General features: G+C 73.6%; 14 protein-coding genes. 10 read left to right on the top strand and 4 right to left on the bottom strand.

Annotated features, from left to right (window positions below):
- Nucleotides 1-4: 4 nt before the first annotated feature.
- The 4 genes from glmU to pth all read left to right on the top strand — a co-directional run bounded on the left by glmU (nucleotide 5) and on the right by pth (nucleotide 4,073).
- Nucleotides 5-1,450 (top strand): bifunctional UDP-N-acetylglucosamine diphosphorylase/glucosamine-1-phosphate N-acetyltransferase GlmU, encoded by a 1,446-nt coding sequence (glmU, locus tag IF43_RS0104080; protein WP_030193872.1) that lies wholly within the window; start codon nucleotides 5-7, stop codon nucleotides 1,448-1,450.
- 134 nt (nucleotides 1,451-1,584) lie between these two features.
- Nucleotides 1,585-2,562: a ribose-phosphate diphosphokinase gene (locus IF43_RS0104075; RefSeq protein ID WP_030193871.1), complete on the top strand. Its 978-nt coding sequence runs from the start codon at nucleotides 1,585-1,587 to the stop codon at nucleotides 2,560-2,562.
- A gap of 212 nt (nucleotides 2,563-2,774) precedes the next feature.
- On the top strand, nucleotides 2,775-3,365 hold the full coding sequence (locus tag IF43_RS0104070) for a 50S ribosomal protein L25/general stress protein Ctc (protein WP_030193870.1): 591 nt from the start codon (nucleotides 2,775-2,777) through the stop codon (nucleotides 3,363-3,365).
- 117 nt (nucleotides 3,366-3,482) lie between these two features.
- Nucleotides 3,483-4,073 carry an aminoacyl-tRNA hydrolase gene (gene pth / locus IF43_RS0104065; RefSeq protein ID WP_030193867.1) on the top strand — a complete coding sequence of 197 codons (591 nt, stop codon included), beginning with the start codon at nucleotides 3,483-3,485 and terminating at the stop codon, nucleotides 4,071-4,073.
- Between the two features lie 6 nt (nucleotides 4,074-4,079).
- Here the strand turns inward: pth and IF43_RS42330 are convergent, their stop codons facing one another.
- Complete coding sequence (locus tag IF43_RS42330) at nucleotides 4,080-4,220, bottom strand: hypothetical protein (protein WP_234331936.1); 141 nt, start codon at nucleotides 4,218-4,220, stop codon at nucleotides 4,080-4,082.
- A 56-nt stretch (nucleotides 4,221-4,276) separates the two neighbouring features.
- On the bottom strand, nucleotides 4,277-7,009 hold the full coding sequence (gene ppc / locus IF43_RS0104055; protein WP_030193865.1) for a phosphoenolpyruvate carboxylase: 2,733 nt from the start codon (nucleotides 7,007-7,009) through the stop codon (nucleotides 4,277-4,279).
- Between the two features lie 552 nt (nucleotides 7,010-7,561).
- Between ppc and IF43_RS0104050 the strand changes: the two genes are divergently transcribed.
- From IF43_RS0104050 to IF43_RS0104025, 6 genes are all read left to right on the top strand, one after another.
- Nucleotides 7,562-8,542 carry a fatty acid desaturase gene (locus IF43_RS0104050; protein WP_030193863.1) on the top strand — a complete coding sequence of 327 codons (981 nt, stop codon included), beginning with the start codon at nucleotides 7,562-7,564 and terminating at the stop codon, nucleotides 8,540-8,542.
- On the top strand, nucleotides 8,539-9,228 hold the full coding sequence (locus IF43_RS0104045; RefSeq protein ID WP_078909892.1) for a TetR/AcrR family transcriptional regulator: 690 nt from the start codon (nucleotides 8,539-8,541) through the stop codon (nucleotides 9,226-9,228). The genes IF43_RS0104050 and IF43_RS0104045 overlap by 4 nt, the downstream gene beginning before the upstream one ends.
- Nucleotides 9,229-9,535: 307 nt before the next feature.
- The gene (locus IF43_RS0104040; protein WP_030193856.1) at nucleotides 9,536-11,305 is read left to right on the top strand and encodes an FG-GAP-like repeat-containing protein; all 1,770 of its coding nucleotides are present in this window, start codon (nucleotides 9,536-9,538) and stop codon (nucleotides 11,303-11,305) included.
- 190 nt (nucleotides 11,306-11,495) lie between these two features.
- On the top strand, nucleotides 11,496-13,232 hold the full coding sequence (locus IF43_RS0104035) for a VCBS repeat-containing protein (RefSeq protein WP_030193854.1): 1,737 nt from the start codon (nucleotides 11,496-11,498) through the stop codon (nucleotides 13,230-13,232).
- 175 nt (nucleotides 13,233-13,407) lie between these two features.
- Complete coding sequence (locus tag IF43_RS0104030) at nucleotides 13,408-15,129, top strand: VCBS repeat-containing protein (RefSeq protein ID WP_030193850.1); 1,722 nt, start codon at nucleotides 13,408-13,410, stop codon at nucleotides 15,127-15,129.
- Between the two features lie 129 nt (nucleotides 15,130-15,258).
- Nucleotides 15,259-17,019 (top strand): FG-GAP-like repeat-containing protein, encoded by a 1,761-nt coding sequence (locus IF43_RS0104025; protein ID WP_030193848.1) that lies wholly within the window; start codon nucleotides 15,259-15,261, stop codon nucleotides 17,017-17,019.
- A gap of 132 nt (nucleotides 17,020-17,151) precedes the next feature.
- Here the strand turns inward: IF43_RS0104025 and IF43_RS0104020 are convergent, their stop codons facing one another.
- Nucleotides 17,152-17,514, bottom strand: coding sequence for a VOC family protein (locus IF43_RS0104020; protein WP_030193847.1), 363 nt, complete (start codon nucleotides 17,512-17,514; stop codon nucleotides 17,152-17,154).
- Nucleotides 17,514-18,392 (bottom strand): trans-aconitate 2-methyltransferase, encoded by an 879-nt coding sequence (locus IF43_RS0104015; protein ID WP_051794653.1) that lies wholly within the window; start codon nucleotides 18,390-18,392, stop codon nucleotides 17,514-17,516. The genes IF43_RS0104020 and IF43_RS0104015 overlap by 1 nt, the downstream gene beginning before the upstream one ends.
- Between the last annotated feature and the right edge of the window lie 130 nt (nucleotides 18,393-18,522).

Here is an 18,522-nt window from a genome sequence, read left to right as displayed (position 1 = left end):
ACCCGTGAGCGCCAATCGCCCGGCAGCCGTCGTCGTCCTCGCAGCGGGTGAGGGCACCCGCATGAAGTCGGCCACTCCCAAGGTTCTGCACGAGATCTGCGGGCGCACGCTCGTCGGTCACGTCGTGTCGGCGGCCCGGGAGCTGGATCCGCAGCACCTCGTCGTGGTCGTGGGCCACGCCCGCGAGCAGGTCACCGCCCACCTCGAAGGGGTGTACCCCGGTACCCGGACCGCCGTGCAGCACGAGCAGAACGGCACCGGCCACGCCGTGCGCATGGCCCTGGAGGAGCTGGGCGGCACCGTCGACGGCACGGTCGTCGTCGTCTGCGGGGACACTCCGCTGCTGACCGGCGAGACGCTGCGGGCGCTCACCGAGACCCACACCTCCGACGGCAACGCGGTGACCGTGCTGACGGCCGAGGTGCCGGACTCGACCGGCTACGGCCGCATCGTGCGCGACACGACCGGCGCCGTGACGGCGATCGTGGAGCACAAGGACGCCACCGACGAGCAGCGTGCGATCCGGGAGATCAACTCCGGCGTGTTCGCCTTCGACGGCAAGCTGCTCACCTCGGCCCTGGGCCAGGTGCGTACGGACAACAGCCAGGGCGAGGAGTACCTGACCGACGTGCTGGGCATCCTGCGCGCGGCCGGCCACCGGGTGGGCGCCTCGGTCGGTGGGGACCACCGCGAGATCCTGGGGATCAACAACCGCGTGCAGCTCGCGGAGGCCCGTGCGCTGCTGAACGCGCGCCTGCTGGAGCGGGCGATGCTCGCGGGCGTGACGATCGTGGACCCGGTGAGCACGCTGGTCGACGTGACGGTGACTTTCGGCCAGGACGCGCTGGTGCACCCGGGTACGCAGCTGCTGGGTGCGACGCACGTCGCGGAGGGCGCCGAGGTGGGCCCGAACACGCGGCTGAAGGACACGTCGGTCGGTGCGGGCGCGCGGGTGGACAACTCGGTGGCGGACGGTGCGGTGATCGGCGCGAAGGCGACGGTGGGTCCGTTCGCGTATCTGCGTCCGGGTACGGACCTGGGTGTGAAGTCGAAGGCCGGCGCGTACGTGGAGATGAAGAACGCGCAGATCGGCGAGGGGACGAAGGTCCCGCACCTGTCGTACGTGGGTGACGCGACGATCGGCGAGTACAGCAACATCGGCGCGGCGAGCGTGTTCGTGAACTACGACGGCGAGAGCAAGCACCACACGACGGTGGGCTCTCACTGCCGGACGGGTTCGGACAACATGTTTGTGGCTCCGGTCACGATCGGGGACGGCGCCTACACGGCGGCCGGATCGGTCATCACCAAGGATGTGCCGCCCGGCGCTCTGGCCGTGGCACGTGGCCAGCAGCGGAATATCGAGGGCTGGGTGGCCCGTAAGCGTCCGGGCAGTGCGGCCGCGCAGGCGGCTCAGTCGGCGTCCGAGGAGGGCGTGGACGGGGCCTGAGGACAGGCTGTCCGGAAACAGGTACGTCGGAGTCGGCGTACCGTGATAGGTGCACGCAATTCGGCTGGCTTGCCGTGCGCGGGACGGACGCGCGCGGGGGCGAGCAGCTTCAACACGTCTGAGGAGACAGTGCTGTGACCGGGATCAAGACGACCGGCGAGAAGAAGCTGATGCTCTTCTCCGGCCGCGCCCACCCCGAGCTGGCCGAGGAGGTCGCGCACCAGTTGGGTGTCAACCTGGTGCCGACCAAGGCTTTCGACTTCGCGAACGGTGAGATCTACGTCCGCTTCCAGGAGTCGGCGCGCGGCGCGGACTGCTTCCTGATCCAGAGCCACACGGCTCCGATCAACAAGTGGATCATGGAGCAGCTGATCATGATCGACGCGCTGAAGCGCGCGTCGGCCCGTTCGATCACCGTGATCATCCCGTCCTACGGGTACGCCCGCCAGGACAAGAAGCACAAGGGCCGCGAGCCGATCTCGGCGCGTCTGGTGGCCGACCTGCTGAAGACGGCGGGTGCGGACCGGATCCTGACGGTGGACCTGCACACGGACCAGATCCAGGGCTTCTTCGACGGTCCGGTGGACCACCTGTCGGCGCTGCCGGTGCTGGCGGACTACGTGGGCGCGAAGGTGGACCGCACGAAGCTGACGGTGGTGTCCCCGGACGCCGGCCGCGTGCGGGTGGCGGACCGCTGGTGCGACCGGCTGGACGCGCCGCTGGCGATCGTCCACAAGCGTCGCGACAAGGACGTCGCCAACCAGGTGACCGTCCACGAGGTCGTGGGTGACGTGAAGGGCCGGATCTGCGTCCTGGTGGACGACATGATCGACACGGGTGGCACGATCTGCGCGGCGGCCGAGGCGCTGTTCGCGCACGGTGCCGAGGACGTCATCGTGACGGCGACGCACGGCATCCTGTCGGGCCCGGCCGCGGACCGCCTGAAGAACTCGAAGGTGAGCGAGTTCGTGTTCACGAACACGCTGCCGGACCCCTCGGACCTGGAGCTCGACAAGATCACGGTGCTGTCGATCGCGCCGACGATCGCCCGCGCCGTGCGCGAGGTCTTCGAGGACGGCTCGGTGACGAGCCTGTTCGAGGAGCAGCAGTAAGGGTTCCTCGGATCGTCTCCGGGTAGGTCCCGGTAGATCCTTTTGAGGTGCGGCCTCCCCGCCGGGTAGACTCTGCGAGTTGCTCGGCGAGGGAGGCCGCACCTTTTGTTTTCGAGGGTGTCGGCGCTCCGTTATCGACGCGCTCTTCGTAGCAGGCCGTAGTACTGGCCGGGTGACCGTCGTCCGTTTCCGTCACCCCACGAGGAGTGAACATGTCCGAGGTCAAGCTCTCCGCCGAGCTCCGCACCGTCTTCGGCAAGGGTGCCGCCCGCGCCACCCGCCGCAACAAGCAGATCCCCGCGGTCATCTACGGCCACGGCGAGGCCCCGAAGCACGTGTCCGTCGAGGGCCACGCGCTCACCATGGCGCTGAAGACCCCGAACGTCCTGATCTCCCTGGACATCGCGGGCGACGGCACCGAGCTGGTCATCCCGAAGGCCGTCCAGAAGGACCCGCTGAAGCGCACCGTCGACCACGTCGACTTCCTCGCCGTCAAGAAGGGCGAGAAGGTCACGGTCGAGGTCCCGGTCCACACCGAGGGCGAGCTGGCCGCCGGCGGCAACCTGCTGGAGCACGTGCTGGCCACCGTTTCGGTCGAGGCCGAGGCCACCCACCTGCCCGAGGCCCTGACGGTCTCCGTCGAGGGCCTGGAGGCCGGCGCCTCCGTCCTCGCCAAGGACCTCGCCCTGCCGAAGGGCACCTCCCTGGTGACCGAGGCCGACGCCGTCGTCCTGCAGGTCCTGGCCGCCCAGGCCGAGGAGCCGGCGGCCGAGGGTGCCGAGGAGGAGGGCGCGGAGGCCTGAGCCTCCGCGTCGCCCCGCTGACCGGGAGGCCCCGGCCTCCCGTCACGTTGCCGACCGACCGCCGTCCCGCTCCACTGGAGCGGGACGGCGGTCGTCCCATGTGAGGAGCGAGCAGGAATGTCGGACGAGTCGAGCCCCTGGCTGGTGGTCGGGCTGGGGAACCCGGGCGGCGAATATGCCGGCAACCGCCACAACATCGGTTTCATGGTGGTGGACCTGCTGGCCGAGCGGATGGGCGGCAAGTTCAAGGCGCACAAGGCGCGGGCGCAGGTGCTGGAGGGTCGGATCGGTCCGCCCGGTCCGGCGAACCGGCGGATCGTGCTGGCCAAGCCGCAGTCGTTCATGAACCTGTCGGGCGGGCCGGTGAACGCGCTGAAGGACTTCTACAAGGTGCCGGTGGAGCGGATCGTCGCGGTGCACGACGAGCTGGACATCGACTACGCCACGCTGCGGGTGAAGATCGGCGGCGGGGACAACGGGCACAACGGTCTGAAGTCGATGACGAAGGCGTTCGGGGCGGAGTACCACCGGGTGCGGTGCGGCATCGGGCGTCCGCCGGGCCGGATGCAGGTGGCGGACTTCGTGCTGAAGGACTTCTCGTCGACGGAGCGCAAGGACCTGGACTGGTTCGTGGACCGGGCGGCGGACGCGGTGGAGTGCCTGGTCCTGGAGGGCCTGGAGCGGGCGCAGTCGGCGTACAACTCCTGAGGGCCGTTACATCTCGTCGAGCCCTTCGAAGTCGATGTCGGCGGTGAAGGGCCGGTCGATGCTGAACGGCTTGGTGTGGATCCCCTGGCAGACGTACGCGCGCGTGTGTGGGTCCAGTTCGTAGACGTACACGACCGGTGTCCGCACCCGTCGTCACGTCGTGTGACGGGTGCGGACACCGGCCGTTCGTTCGACCGTCCGGGTCAGCCGGTGTTGCGCAGGCCGGCGGCGACGCCGTTGACGGTGAGCAGCAGGGCGCGGCTCAGGAGCGGGTCGGCGGGTTCGCCGGCGGCCGCGGCGGCGCGCTGGCGGGCCAGGAGGGAGACCTGGAGGTAGGAGATGGGGTCCAGGTAGGCGTCGCGGACGGCGAAGGTCTGCTGGAGGACGGGCTGGGCGTCGAGGAGCTTCTCGCCGCCGGTGATCTTCAGGACTTCGGCGACGGTGAGGTCGTGCTCGGCCTTGATGAGGTCGAAGACGTGGCGCAGGTGCTCGGGGACGAGGGTGTCGACGTAGTGCTGGGCGATCCGCAGGTCGGTCTTGGCGAGCGTCATCTCGACGTTGGAGAGGAAGTTGCGGAAGAAGTGCCAGCGGGTGGCCATCTCCTCCAGCTCGCTGTCGAGGCCGGCCGCGCGCAGGGCCTTGAGGCCGGAGCCGACGCCGTACCAGCCGGGGACGATCTGGCGGGACTGGGTCCAGCCGAAGACCCACGGGATGGCGCGCAGTCCGTCGAGGCCGGCTCCGGAGTCGGGGCGGCGGGAGGGCCGGGAGCCGAGGTGGAGGTCGGCGAGCTGGTCGACGGGGGTGGCGGCGAAGAAGTACGCCGGCAGGTCGGGGTCCTCGACGAGGCGCCGGTAGGCGGCGTGGGCGGCGTCGGAGACGGTGTCCATGGCGGCGTCCCAGCGGGCCAGGTCCTCGCTGGACTGGCGCGGTGAGGTGTGCAGGGCGGAGGCCTGCAGGGTGGCCGCGACGGTGAGTTCGAGGTTCTCGCGGGCCAGGGACGGCACGAGGTACTTGTCGGAGATGACCTCGCCCTGCTCGGTGACCTTGATCTCGCCTTCGAGGGTGCCCCAGGGCTGGGCGAGGATCGCGTCGTGGGAGGGGCCGCCGCCGCGGCCGACGGTGCCGCCGCGGCCGTGGAAGAGGCGCAGCCGGACGCCGTGCCGGTGGGCGACGTCGCGCAGGCGGCGCTGGGCGCGGTGGATCTCCCACTGGCTGGTGGTGATGCCGCCGAACTTGGAGGAGTCGGAGTAGCCGAGCATGACCTCCTGGACGTCGCCGCGGAGGGCGACGAGGCGGCGGTAGGAGGGGTCGGAGAGCATGTCGCCGAGGATGACGTCGGCGGCGCGGAGCTCGTCGGTGGTCTCCAGGAGGGGCACGATGCCGATCTTGGCCCAGCCGGCGTGGAGGTCGACGAGGCCGGCCTCGCGGGCGAGGACGGCGGCGGCGAAGACGTCGTCGGCGCCCTGGCACATCGAGATGATGTAGGACTCGATGACCTCGGGGCCGAACTTCTCGAAGGCGTCCTTGATGGTGAAGAACACGCCGAGGGTCTTCTGGCCGGCCTCGTCGAGGGGGGCGGGGGTGGGTGCGAGCGGCCGGCGGGAGCGGAGCTCCTTGGCGAGGAGGCGCTGGCGGTAGTCGCGCGGCATGTCGGCGTAGCGCCAGGACTCCTCGCCGAGGCGGTCGAAGAGCTGGCCGAGGGCGTGGTGGTGGGCGTCGGCGTGTTCGCGGACGTCCATGGTGGCGAGCTGGAGGCCGAAGGCGGCGAGGGTGCGGATGGTGCGGTCCATGCGGCCGTCGGCGAAGAGGGCGCCGCGGTGTTCGCGCAGGGAGGTCTGGATGAGGGTGAGGTCGGCGAGGAGCTCGGCGGTGCCGAGGTAGTCGCGGCCGTCCTCGTGGGGGGTGCCCTTGGCCAGTCGCTCGCGGGTGTTGAGGAGCTTCTGGCGGATGCAGGTGGCCTTGAGGCGGTAGGGCTCTTCGGCGTTGAGGCGCTTGTAGCGGGGGCTGATCTCGGGGAGGCGTTCGAGGTCGGCCTGGAGGGAGGAGAGGAGCTCCTCGTTGGCGCCGGCGATGCGGACGGAGTTGGAGAGCAATCCGCGCAGGAAGTCGACGAGCTCGAGGGCGTCGGTGATGCCGTGCTCGTGCTGGAGGATCAGCACTTCGCGGGTGACGTCGGGGGTGACGTTGGGGTTGCCGTCGCGGTCGCCGCCGATCCAGGTGCCGAAGGTGAGGGGGCGGGTGCCGGCGGGGAGGTCGACGCCGACGCGCTGGAGCTCGGCGGCGAGGTCCTCGAGGACGTCGCCGACGGCTCCGGCGTGGAGCTCGTCGAGGTAGTAGATGGCGTTGCGGGCCTCGTCGGCGGGCTCGGGGCGGGCGACGCGCAGTTCGTCGGTCTGCCAGACGAGGTCGATGTTCTCGGCGAGGCGCAGGTCGTGGCGGCGGCGGTCGCCGGCGCCGCTGACGGGCTCCTCGAGGAGGGCGGCGATGCGGCGGAGCTTGTTGAGGACGCTGCGCCGGGCGGCTTCGGTGGGGTGTGCGGTGAAGACGGGGCGGACGTTGAGGTTCTTGACCGTCTCGCGCAGGTGTTCGGGGTCGGCGTCCTTGAGCATGTCCGCGGTGCGGGCGAGGAGGCCGCCCTCGGCGGCGCGCAGGGTGCGCAGCTCGCGGCCGCGGTGCACCTGCTCGGTGACGTTGGCGAGGTGGAAGTAGGTGGAGAAGGCGCGCACGAGCTTGGCGGCGGTGTCGAGGTCGGTTTCGCCGAGGAGGGCGGCGGCGGCCTCGCCGTCGGTGCGGGTGAGGGCGCGCACCTGTTCGACGAGGTCGAGGAGCTCCTGGCCTTCTTGGCGTACGAGGGTCTCGCCGAGGAGGTCGCCGAGGCGGCGGATGTCGGCGCGCAGCTCTGCGTTGCCGGTGGTGGTCTGGTCAGCACTGCTCACAGGTGCGGCTCCTTGCAGTGTTCGAGCGCTACTACTGGGAGGTGAGGTTTCCGGGGCGCGAGCGCGCGGCGGTGACCGCCGGTGCGTGCGCAGCTCCCGGGCTGCTCGTGCGGACCGCGCTGTCCGACGGGACCCAGGATATGGGTCTTCGCTGGTGGCCCGGTCAAGGTGTCCACGTGGTGGCCATGGTGTCCGGGTGGGTTCCGGCCAGGGGCGGCCGGTCGGGAGTGGCGCGGGGCGGGGTCGCGGGGTGGCGCGGGGCGGGTCCGCGGGGTGGCGCGGGGCGGGTCCGCAGGGTGGCGCGGGCGGGGTTCGGGCGGGGTGGCGGGGTGGGCGTGGCGCGGGCAGGCGGGGCGCGGGCGGGCGGGGTTTGGGGCGGTGCTGCGGCGAGCATCGGCGGGGTGTGCGCCCGTGCGCCCGTGCGCCGGTTCGGCACCCGGGTGTCCCCCTTGCCGGGCGCTGCGGCGCTGGGATACTTACGTTGCCGTAGGTTACGGGGCCGTAGGTCCGTACCCGGTACCCACCGACTTCTCACCCTTCAGGGGATGCCTCATGACCACCAGCCCGGACGTGATCGAAGAGTCGCTCGGGGCGGCCGGCGGGCCGCCGGGTTCCGCCACGCGCGGCGGTGAGAAGAAGGGGTCGGTCGAGCAGCTGGCGTTGGCGCTGTTCATCGTGGTGCCGTTCGTGGCGCTGCTGGCGGCGGTGCCGCTGGTCTGGGGCTGGGGGGTGAGCTGGCTGGATCTGGGCCTGCTCGTCTTCATGTATTTCCTGGGCTGCCACGGGATCACGATCGGCTTTCACCGGTACTTCACGCACGGTTCGTTCAAGGCGAAGCGGCCGCTGCGGATCGCCCTGGCGGTCGCCGGCTCGCTGGCGGTGGAGGGGCCGCTGGTGCGGTGGGTGGCGGACCACCGCAAGCACCACAAGTTCTCCGACGCGGAGGGCGACCCGCATTCGCCGTGGCGGTTCGGGGACACGGTGCCGGCGCTGATGAAGGGCCTGTGGTGGGCGCACATCGGCTGGATGTTCGACGAGGAGCAGACGCCGCAGGAGAAGTACGCGCCGGACCTGGTCAAGGACCCGGTGATCCGTCGGATCTCGCGGGACTTCGCGTTCTGGACGCTGCTGTCGCTGCTGATCCCGCCGCTGGTGGGCGGCCTGGTGACGATGTCGTGGTGGGGGGCGTTCACGGCGTTCTTCTGGGGTTCGCTGGTGCGGGTGGCGCTGCTGCACCACGTGACGTGGTCGATCAACTCGATCTGCCACGCGGTGGGCAAGCGGCCGTTCCGGTCCCGGGACATGAGCGGCAACGTGTGGTGGCTGGCGGTGCTGTCGTGCGGTGAGTCGTGGCACAACCTGCACCACGCGGACCCGACGTCGGCCCGGCACGGGGTGCTGCGCGGCCAGGTCGACTCCAGTGCGCGGCTGATCCGCTGGTTCGAGCTGGCGGGGTGGGCCTCCGACGTGCGGTGGCCGTCCGAGGCGCGGATCGACTCCCGGCGCAGGGACAAGGCCGCGAACGCGGCATGATGGGGGACGTGGCGATCGACGGCGGTACATCCTCCCCTTCCTCCAGCAGCGACAAACCGCGGCGCAGTGGCCGACGGGTCCGGATGACCGGCGCGGAGCGCCGGCAGCAGCTGTTGGACATCGGTCGCGCCCTGTTCGCGGAGAAGGGCTTCGAGGGCACGTCGGTGGAGGAGATCGCGGCGAAGGCCGGGGTCTCCAAGCCGGTGGTGTACGAGCACTTCGGCGGCAAGGAGGGGCTCTACGCGGTCGTGGTGGACCGGGAGATGCGCCAGCTGCTGGACATGGTGACCGGGGCGCTGACGGCCGGGCACCCGCGGGAGCTGCTCGAGCAGGCCGCGTTCGCGCTGCTCGACTACATCGAGGCCTACACGGACGGTTTCCGCATCCTGGTGCGGGACTCGCCGGTGGCGCAGTCGACGGGTACGTTCGCGTCGCTGATCAGCGACATCGCCACGCAGGTCGAGGACATCCTGGGTCTGGAGTTCAAGGCGCGGGGCTTCGACCCGAAGCTGGCACCGCTGTACGCGCAGGCGCTGGTGGGCATGGTGGCGCTGACCGGGCAGTGGTGGCTGGAGACGCGGCGGCCGGAGAAGGCCGAGGTGGCGGCGCACCTGGTGAACCTGGCCTGGCACGGGCTGGACGGCCTGGAGGCGAAGCCGCGGCTGGTGGGGCACCGCAAGAGCTGACCGACGACGGGGTCTGACCGACGACGGGACTGGCGACGGGGTCTGACCGCCGACGGGACCGACGACGGGGTCCGGCGCCGTGCCGGGCCCCGTCGCGCGTTCGGGGCAGGGGCGGTTCCGGCCCCTTCCCCGGCGCGGGCCGGCCGAGGCGGACAGGCCCCCACCTGCGATGTCGTTGCTCGGACTGGACCGTACGGGGCGAAAAGGTTGTACGAGAAACCGCTTCTTTTTCGCGGGGCGGCGGGGTTAGCGTCGGGGCACCTGATCCACGTCCCGGGGGGGACCCTTGATCTTTTCGCGGCACTCCGTGCGTGCTGCCGCGCGGGTGGGCCGCCTGGCGGCCTGCACCGCGCTGGCCCTGTCGGCGGGCGCCCTGCTGCCCGCCACCGACGCTTCCGCCGCCGGTGCTCCGGCCGCCGTCACCGCCACCGGCCCGTCGGGCGGCGCGGGCTCCGGGCTGCCCGAGGTGCGGCTCGGCCTGCCGAAGCGGCCGGCCGCGGGGGCGGCCGGCCCGTCGGGCGCACCCGCCGGCTCCGCCGCGGGCGCCGCTGCCGCCGCGGGCGCCCGGCCGCGGCTCGACCTCGACGGCGACGGGCTGCCGGACGACCTGGTGCGCGACGTGGAGGGCCGGGTGGCCGCGACGCTGTCGCGCACGCACGAGACGGTGGACTTCAACATCCAGGCGCCGGACATGGCCGAGGTGTCCAAGGACGTCCTGGCCCCGGGCGACCTGGGCGGCGACGCGGCGCCCGAGCTGCTGACCCTGTCGGCCTGGGGCACCCTGGCGCTGTACAGCGCCGACGGCCCGTACGGCACCACCCGCCGCCTGTGGTACGGCACGGGCTGGCAGGCGTACAACAAGGTCCTGGCCGCCGGCGACCTGACCCGCGACGGCCGGCCCGACCTGCTGGCCCGCACCCCGGGCGGTGACCTGTACCTGTACCGGTCCACGGGGGCACTGACCGGTGAGCCGTTCGGGGCGCGCGTGCGGGTCGGCCCCGGCTGGGGCGCGTACGACCAGCTGGTCGGCGCGGGCGACCTCGACCGCGACGGCATCGGCGACCTGGTCGCCAAGAGCCTCGCCGGTGACCTGTTCTTCTACAAGGGCACCGGCTCGGCCACCACGCCGTTCAGGGCGCGCGTGCGGGTGGGGCCGGGCTGGAACGCGTACAACCAGCTCGTCGCCGCCGACGACGTCGACCGCGACGGCCGCACCGACCTCGTCGCGCGTGCCTTCGACGGGACGCTGTGGTTCTACCGCTCCACCGGCAGCGGGGTGTTCGCGGCGCGGACGAGGTACGGCACCGGCGGCCACGCACTGCGCTTCGTCGTCGGGCACGGCGGCGTGCCGGACTACGGCAAGCACAGCGTGCTCGCGCTCGGCTCCGACAAGAAGCTGTACGAGTACCTGGAACTGGCCGACGGAACGTTCCGCCCGCGCAGCCCGGCCGGGTTCGACGGCACCTGGTCGGGCCGCCCGGTCTTCGCCGCCGGCCTGGACGTCGGCGACGACGCGCGCCTGCTGAAGCTGAGCTCCACGGGCGTGCACAACTACGAGACGGACACCGCGGTCGCCGGCACCTGGACCGACGCGAAGCTGCTGCTGGGCGTCGGCGACCTGACCGGCGACGGCAAGGGCGACCTGCTGACCCGCGACGCGGCCGGGACGCTGTGGCTGCACGCCGGCGACGGGCGGGGCCTGGCGGTCGGCGCGCCCGTGCGGGTCGGCACCGGCTGGGGGGCGTACGACCGGCTCGTCGGCGCCGGGGACGTCAGCGGTGACGGCCGCCCCGACCTGGTCGCCCGCGACACCGCCGGACGGCTGTACCTGTTCCCGGGCACCGGCTCGGCGGCCGCCCCGTTCGGGGCGCGGGTGCCGGTCGGCCCGGGCTGGTCGGGGTACGCCGACCTCGCCGCGCCCGGCGACCTCGACGGCGACGGCCGCGCCGACCTGATCGCCCGGGACGCCGCCGGCGCCGTCTACCGCTACGCGGCCACCGGGCAGGGCGGGACCGCGGTCTTCGCGCCGCGCGTCCGCATCGCCACCGGCTGGGGCGACTACGCGAACCTGGCCTGACACCCCGTCGACACGCGCCCGGCCGGACGCCCCGGCCGGGCGCGCGGCCTGACACCCTGTCGGCACCCCTGCTCGCGCTTCCGCCGCCGCTCTCCGCTTTCCCGCTGTTTCCACCCCCGTTGCCACCTCCGCTCCACCCCCTGCAACCCCCCTGCACCACCCCGCACCAACCCCGTCCCTGGAGGGACCCATGTACGACCCCCGTCCCCCGCGGGCCGCCCGCCCCCGGCGGCTGGCACGCCTGGCGGCCTGCACCGCCCTCGCCCTGTCGGCCGGCACGCTGCTGTCGGCCGGCCCGGCCGCGGCCGTCGACCGGACCCCCGTCCGGCCCGCCGCCCTCTCCGTGGCGCGGCCGCACCTCGGCGCGGACGCGGCCCGCACGCCCGTGCCGTACGCGACGGTGGCGGCCAGGCCGCGGCTGGACCTCGACCGGGACGGCCAGGCCGACCAGTTGCTGCGCTTCGTGGACGGCTCCAGCCAGGTGCTGCTGTCCGGCTCGCAGAGCGACAGCTCGGAGCCCTTCGCGATCCACGGCGACACCCAGGAGACGGTCAAGGACGTCATCCAGGTCGGCAACGCGGGCGGCACCGCCGCCCCCGAGCTGCTGACCCTGTCCTACGACGGCCGGCTCTCGCTGCACCCCACCACGGCCAAGGGCGCGGGCGCCCCGACCTGGTCGGGCTACGGCTGGCAGGTCTACAACCGCGTCATCGGCGCGGGCGACCTCACCAAGGACGGGCGCCCGGACCTGCTGGCCCGCACCCCGGGCGGCGAGCTGTTCCTCTACAAGGGCACCGGCACGCTGACCGGCCAGCCGTTCGCCCCGCGCATCAGGGTCGGCACCGGCTGGGGCCAGTACGACCAGCTCGTGGGCTCCGGCGACCTCGACCGCGACGGCGTCGCCGACCTGCTGGGCCGCACGACGGCCGGCGACCTGTACTTCTACCGGGGCACCGGCTCGGCGACCGTGCCGTTCTCGAAGCCCGTGAAGGTCGGCCCGGGCTGGAACGCGTACAACCAGATCATCGCCGCCGACGACCTGAACGGCGACGGCCGCACCGACCTGCTCGCCCGCACCTACGCGGGCCGCGTCTACCTCTACCTGTCCACCGGCAGCGGCCGGTTCGGTGCGCGCGTGGACGGGGCGACGAGCTGGAAGGACATCGAGTTCGTCGTCGGCGCCGGCATCACGCCCTCGTACGGCAAGCACACGCTGCTCGCCCGGACCGCGGACGGCACCGCGTACGTGTACCTGACCCGCGCCGACGGTACGTTCGCGGGCCGGGCGAAGGCCCCCTACACCCTCCTCGTGCCGGGCAGCGGGCTGCTGTCCGCGACCGGCCTGGACAAGATCAACTGGGCCACGCCGGTGGAGACCCGGGGCGCGAGCGTGTGGATCCACCGCGCCAACGTCGCGGGGCTGGCCGGCGGCATCCCGGACGGCACCAAGGTCGTGGCCGGCCCCGGCGACCTGACCGGCGACGGCCGCGGCGACCTGCTCAGCCGCGACGCGTTCGGCCTGCTGTTCCTGCACCCGGGGGACGGCACGGGCACCGGGTTCACGCCGCGGGTGCGGGTGGGCGCGGGCTGGGACGCGTACGACGTGCTGACGGGCGCGGGTGACGTCACCGGTGACGGCCGTCCCGACCTGGTCGCGCGCTCCGGCGGCACGCTGTACCTGTTCCCGGGTACCGGCTCGGCCACGGCCCCGTTCGGAGCCCGTACGACGATCGGCACGGGCTGGAGCGGCTACACGCGGCTCGCCTCGCCCGGCGACCTCGACGGCGACGGCCGGGCCGACCTCGTGGCCCGCGACACCGCGGGGTCCCTCTACCGCTACTCGGCCACCGGCAGGGGCGGTACGGCCACGTTCGCGGCCCGCGTCCTGATCGGCGGCGGCTGGAACGCCTACACCGGCCTGTCCTAGACCGCAGCCACCCCGTCGGGTCCGCCCGTCCGGCCTTACGTGCCGGGCGGGCGGCCCCGCGTCCGGCGGCCGCACCGCGCGCCGGCGCTCCTCGCGCCTCGCGCCTCCCGCTCCCGCCTCCCGCCTCGCAATCCGCTCCTCACTCCTCGACCACTTCTCGTCCCTGGGGGGACCCGTGTCGCTCATCCGCTCCACCCGCCCGGCCGGAATCGCGGCGTGCACGGCGCTCGCGCTCGCCGCCGGCACGCTGCTGTCGGCCGTCCCGGCCACGGCCGCCGACGGCCGGCCCGCGCCGTCCGCCTCCGCGGGCCACCGGCCGGCCTTCGAACTGCCCCGCGCCGCGGGCCGGTCGGCCACCACCTACGCCGGCACGCGGGCCAGGCCGCGCCTCGACCTGGACGGAGACGGCTGGTCGGACTGGGTCTGGCGCGGCGTCTTCGGCTTCTGCGGCACCTACCTCACCGGTTCCGGCGCCACCGAGGCGACGGACTTCACGATCCACCACGACACGCTGGAGACCGTGCGGGACATCATCGCGGTCGGCAACGTGGGCGGCTCCTCGCGGCCGGAGCTGCTGACGCTGTCCTTCGACGGCCGCCTCTCGCTGCACCCGACCACCACGAAGGGCGCGGGCGCACCCACCTGGTCGGGGTACGGCTGGCAGGTCTACAACCGTGTCATCGGCGCGGGCGACCTCAACCGCGACGGCCACCCCGACCTGCTCGCCCGCACCCCTTCGGGCGACATGTACCTGTACAAGGGCACCGGAAAGCTGACCGGCCAGCCCTTCGCCCCCCGGACCAAGGTGGGCCCGGGCTGGGGCGCGTACGACCAGCTGGTCGGCACCGGCGACCTCGACGGCGACGGCGTCGCGGACCTGCTCGCCCGCACCCTCGCCGGCAACCTCTTCGTCTACAAGGGCACCGGCTCGGCGGCGAAGCCGTTCAGGGCCCGGGTCAAGGTGGGCCCCGGCTGGAACGCGTACAACCAGATCACCGCGGTCGACGACGCCGACGGCGACGGCCGGGCCGACGTCCTGGCCCGCGCCTTCAACGGCAAGGTCTACTGGTACCTGTCCACCGGCGGCGGCCGGTTCGCCCCGCGCCGGGAGGCCGCCAGCGGCTGGGAGGGCGCGGAGTTCTTCTTCGGCTCCGGCATCACCCCGAACCTCGGCAAGCACAGCATCGAGGCCCGGGGCACCGACGGGAAGCTGTACGAGTACGTCGGCAAGACCAACGGCGCCTTCTTCCCGAAGCGGCTCACGAACTGGACGCCCCTGCCGGCCTCCTCGAAGCTGACCTACGCGGCCGGGCTGGACAAGTTCAACTGGGGCACCCCGCTGGAGACCAAGGCCGACGGCACCGTCTCCATCCCGTACTCCGACGGCGCCCGCCGGACCGGCCTGCCGGCCGGCACGGCGCTCGTGGCCGGTCCCGGCGACCTGACCGGCGACGGCCGCGGCGACCTGCTCAGCCGCGACTCCGCGGGCCGGCTCTGGCTGCACCCGGGCACCGGCTCCCGCGAGGTCTTCAAGGCCGCGGTGAAGGTCGGCAACGGCTGGGACGCCTACGACGCGCTGGTCGGCGGCGGTGACGTCACCGGCGACGGCCGGGCCGACCTGGTCGCGCGCAAGGGCGGCACGCTGTACCTGTTCCCGGGCACCGGCTCGGCCGCCGTGCCGTTCGCCAGGCGCAGCACGATCGGCACGGGCTGGAGCACCTACGACCGGCTCGCCTCGCCCGGCGACCTGAACGGCGACGGCCGCGCCGACCTGGTGGCCCGCGACGGCTCCGGCCGCCTGTGGCGCTACACGGCCACCGGCCGCTCCGGCTCGGCCACCTTCGCGCCGCGCGGCCTGGTCGGCGGCGGCTGGAACGTGTACACCGGCGTGTACTAGGCCGTGCGCCGCGCGGGGCCGGCCGGCCGGACGCACCGTCCGGACGGCCGGGCCCGCGGGCCCGGCCCGACGACCGCCTCCCGGTCGGGCCGCGTCCCGGGCCGGGCCGTTCCGTCCCAGGGGGGACCCTTGTCGTTCACGCGCTCCACGCGGCTGGCCCGCCTCGCCGCCTGCACCGCCCTCGCGCTCTCCGCGGGCGCCCTGCTCGGCAGTGCGCCCGCCGGTGCGGCCGGGCCGCCGGTACCGGCCCCGGCACCCGCCGCCGCGTCCGCGGCCGGCACCACCGGGAGCGCGCCGCGGCCGACCGCGGCGGCCCCCCGCACGGCCCCGGCCCGGGCCCCGTACGCCACCCCCGCCGCCCGCCCCCTGCACGACTACGACGGCGACGGGCTCGGCGACGTCCTGTACCGCGGCCTCGACGAACGCGTGCTGTGGTTCCCGTCCCGCGGCGGCGGGCGGGTGGAGCTGGAGGTAGCCGGGAGCGGTCCCGGCGACCCGGCCGCCGAGGTCTTCAAGGACCTGCTGCCCGTCGGCGACCTGGGCGGCGACGGGCGGCCCGAGCTGCTGACCCTGTCGGTCACCGGCCGGCTGTCCCTGGTGAGCGTCCGCGCGGGCGGCCGGTCGACCGGCGCCCGCCGCTGGTCCGGCACCGGCTGGCAGGCCTACAACAAGGTGCTCTCCCCCGGTGACCTGACCCGGGACGGCCGCCCCGACCTGCTGGCCCGCACCCCGGCCGGGGACCTCTTCCTGTACCGGAGCACCGGGCGCGTCGACTCCGACCCGTTCGGCCGCCGGATCCGCGTCGGGGGCGGGTGGGGCGCGTACGACCAGCTGGTCGGCGCCGGCGACCTCGACCGGGACGGCACCGGCGACCTGCTGGCCCGCAACCTGGCCGGCGACCTGTACTTCTACAAGGGGACCGGCTCGGCGACCGTGCCGTTCAGGACCCGGGTGAAGGTCGGGCCGGGCTGGAACGCGTACAACGAGATCGCCGGCGCGGACGACCTCGACGGCGACGGCCGCGCCGACCTGCTGGCGCGCGACGGCTCGGGCCGGACCTGGTGGTACCTCTCCACCGGCGGCGGCCGGTTCGGGCCGCGCGGGAGCTACGGCGCGGGCTGGCAGTACGTGGACCTGATGCCCGGCGGCGGGGGCGTGCGCGACTACGGCAAGCACCAGGTGCTCGGCGTCACCCGCGACGGCCGCTGGTTCACGTACCGGTCCCTGGCGGACGGGCGGTTCACCCCCCGCCGGGAGATCGACGCGGGGTCGCAGCCGCTGCCCTCCGGGACGCGGCTGTACTACGCCGCCGCGATGAACGACCGCCGCCGCGCCAGCCTGGTCGTGCTGCAGGACGCGCGGCTGTACGTCGACGACGGCCTCGCCGCGCGTGGTTGGACGTACCGGTTGACCGCGGGTCCGGGCGACCTCACCGGTGACGGCAGGGGCGATCTGGTCGGCGTCGACGCGGCCGGCCGGCTGGTCCTGTACCCGGGCGACGGGGCCGTCGCGTCGAAGCTGGGCGCTCCGGTCCGGGTCGGCGGCGGCTGGGGCGGGTACGACGCGCTGGCCGGGGCGGGCGACTGCACCGGTGACGGGCGGGCGGACCTGCTGGCCCGGGACCGCTCCGGCCGGCTGTACCTGTACGCGGGCACCGGCTCGGCGGCCGCGCCGTTCGGGGGGCGGGTGCTGGTGGGGTCCGGCTGGGGCGGGTACGACGCGCTGGCCGGACCCGGGGACCTCACCGGGGACGGCCGGGCCGACCTGGTGGCGCGCGACCGGGCCGGCGTCCTGTGGGCGTACGCGGCCACGGGCCACCGCGGCACGGCCGCGTTCGGGCCGCGCACGAGGGTGGGCGGCGGCTGGGGCGCGTACCGCTTCCTGATCTGAGCGGTGGCGTACGGGCCGCGCGGCCCGTGCGCGGGGCGGCGCCACGGCACCGGGGGTTTCCGGTGCCGGGGCGCCGTCGTGTGCCCGGCCCTGCGGGCCGTGGTGGGCGGGCCTCCCCGAGGGGCCCGCCCGTCAGTCGAGCGGTTCGAGGAACTCCAGCCGGTTGCCGACCGGGTCCTCGGAGTAGAAGCGCCGGTGGCCGGGGAGGTTGTCGTCCCAGACCACCTTGGCCCCGCGCTCCTCCAGGCGTCGGGCGTACGCCTCGATCTCACGGACTCTCAGACCGGGGTGGGCTTTGCGTGCCGGACGGAAGTCCGCCTCGGTGCCCAGGTGCAGCTGCACCGGGCCGGCCGCGAACCAGCACCCCCCGCGCGCCGCGAGTACCGGGGGTTTGGGGACCTCGGTCATGCCCAGCACCTCGGTGTAGTAGGTGCGCAGCAGGTCCTCGGACCCGGGCGGTGCCGCGAGCTGGACGTGGTCGACGGCGACGAGCATCAGGCCTCCTTGCGGGCGATGGCGAAGATCCGCCGGAACGGGAAGACGGTGCCGCGCGGGCCGGGCGGATAGGCGCTGCGCAGCAGGTCGCGGTACTGCCCGAGGAAGTGCTCGGTGGCGGCGGGGTCGTCCCGGAGGGCGGTCAGGACGGGACGCAGGGCGGTGCCCTTCACCCAGTCGAGGACCGGGTCGGGTCCTTGGAGCAGCTGGTAGTAGGTGGTCTCCCAGACGTCGGCGGTGCAGCCGAGTTCCGTGAGGCGGGCGAGGTACTCGGCCGGTTCGAGGAGGTGGATGTAGCGGGCGCCGTGGCCGGCGAGCCGGTCGCGCCAGCGCGGGGTGTCGCACAGGGCGGCGAGCAGGGCGTGGCTGGGGGAGGTGAAGTTGCCGGGGATCTGGAAGGCGAACGTGCCTCCGGGAGGGAGGGCGTTGACCCAGGCCGGGAACGAGCCGGGGTGGCTGGGCACCCATTGGAGGGCCGCGTTGGAGACGATCAGGTCGTACGGCTCCTCGGGGACCCAGCGCGCGAGGTCGGCCCGGCGGAAGTCGAGGGTGCCGCCGCCCTTGGTGGGGCCGGCGTACTCCTGGTCGGCGCGGGCGAGCATCTCGGGCGAGAGGTCGAAGCCGGTGATGCGGGCCCCGGGCCACCGGTCGGCGAGGAGGACGGTGACGTTGCCGGGGCCGCAGCCTAGGTCGGCGATGCGCAGCGGGCGGTCGGCGGGGGCCGGGAGCTCCGGTATCCGGGCGAGGAGGTCGGTGAACGGCCGGGTGCGGTGGTCCGCGTGCCGCAGGTACTGCTGGGGGTCCCACACGGGCGGCGCGGGGGCCGCGACCGTGGTGGTCGCCGCGGAGCTCGTGGACGGCGCGGTATCGGAATGCATGTTCGAGCCTCCCTACTGGCTGGGCGAGCTAAAGCGGAAGCTGTTCCGGGCCCTCCATGCCCCATGGTCGTCGAAAATATATCTTGACGTCAAGAGACTTCACATCGACAGACCCCTTACACTGATCGGC

Origin of the sequence: Streptomyces sp. NRRL S-87 (assembly GCF_000719335.1) — a bacterium.
GTDB lineage: Bacteria > Actinomycetota > Actinomycetes > Streptomycetales > Streptomycetaceae > Streptomyces.
This window is presented reverse-complemented; position numbering and strand designations above follow the sequence as displayed.

Coding starts and splice junctions, on each gene's coding strand:
- pth (WP_030193867.1), top strand. CDS start 3,483: ATGTCGGACGAGTCGAGCCCCTGGCTGGTGGTCGGGCTGGGGAACCCG.
- IF43_RS0104015 (WP_051794653.1), bottom strand. CDS start 18,392: ATGCATTCCGATACCGCGCCGTCCACGAGCTCCGCGGCGACCACCACG.
- IF43_RS0104070 (WP_030193870.1), top strand. CDS start 2,775: ATGTCCGAGGTCAAGCTCTCCGCCGAGCTCCGCACCGTCTTCGGCAAG.
- IF43_RS0104045 (WP_078909892.1), top strand. CDS start 8,539: ATGATGGGGGACGTGGCGATCGACGGCGGTACATCCTCCCCTTCCTCC.
- IF43_RS0104020 (WP_030193847.1), bottom strand. CDS start 17,514: ATGCTCGTCGCCGTCGACCACGTCCAGCTCGCGGCACCGCCCGGGTCC.
- IF43_RS0104050 (WP_030193863.1), top strand. CDS start 7,562: ATGACCACCAGCCCGGACGTGATCGAAGAGTCGCTCGGGGCGGCCGGC.
- IF43_RS0104035 (WP_030193854.1), top strand. CDS start 11,496: ATGTACGACCCCCGTCCCCCGCGGGCCGCCCGCCCCCGGCGGCTGGCA.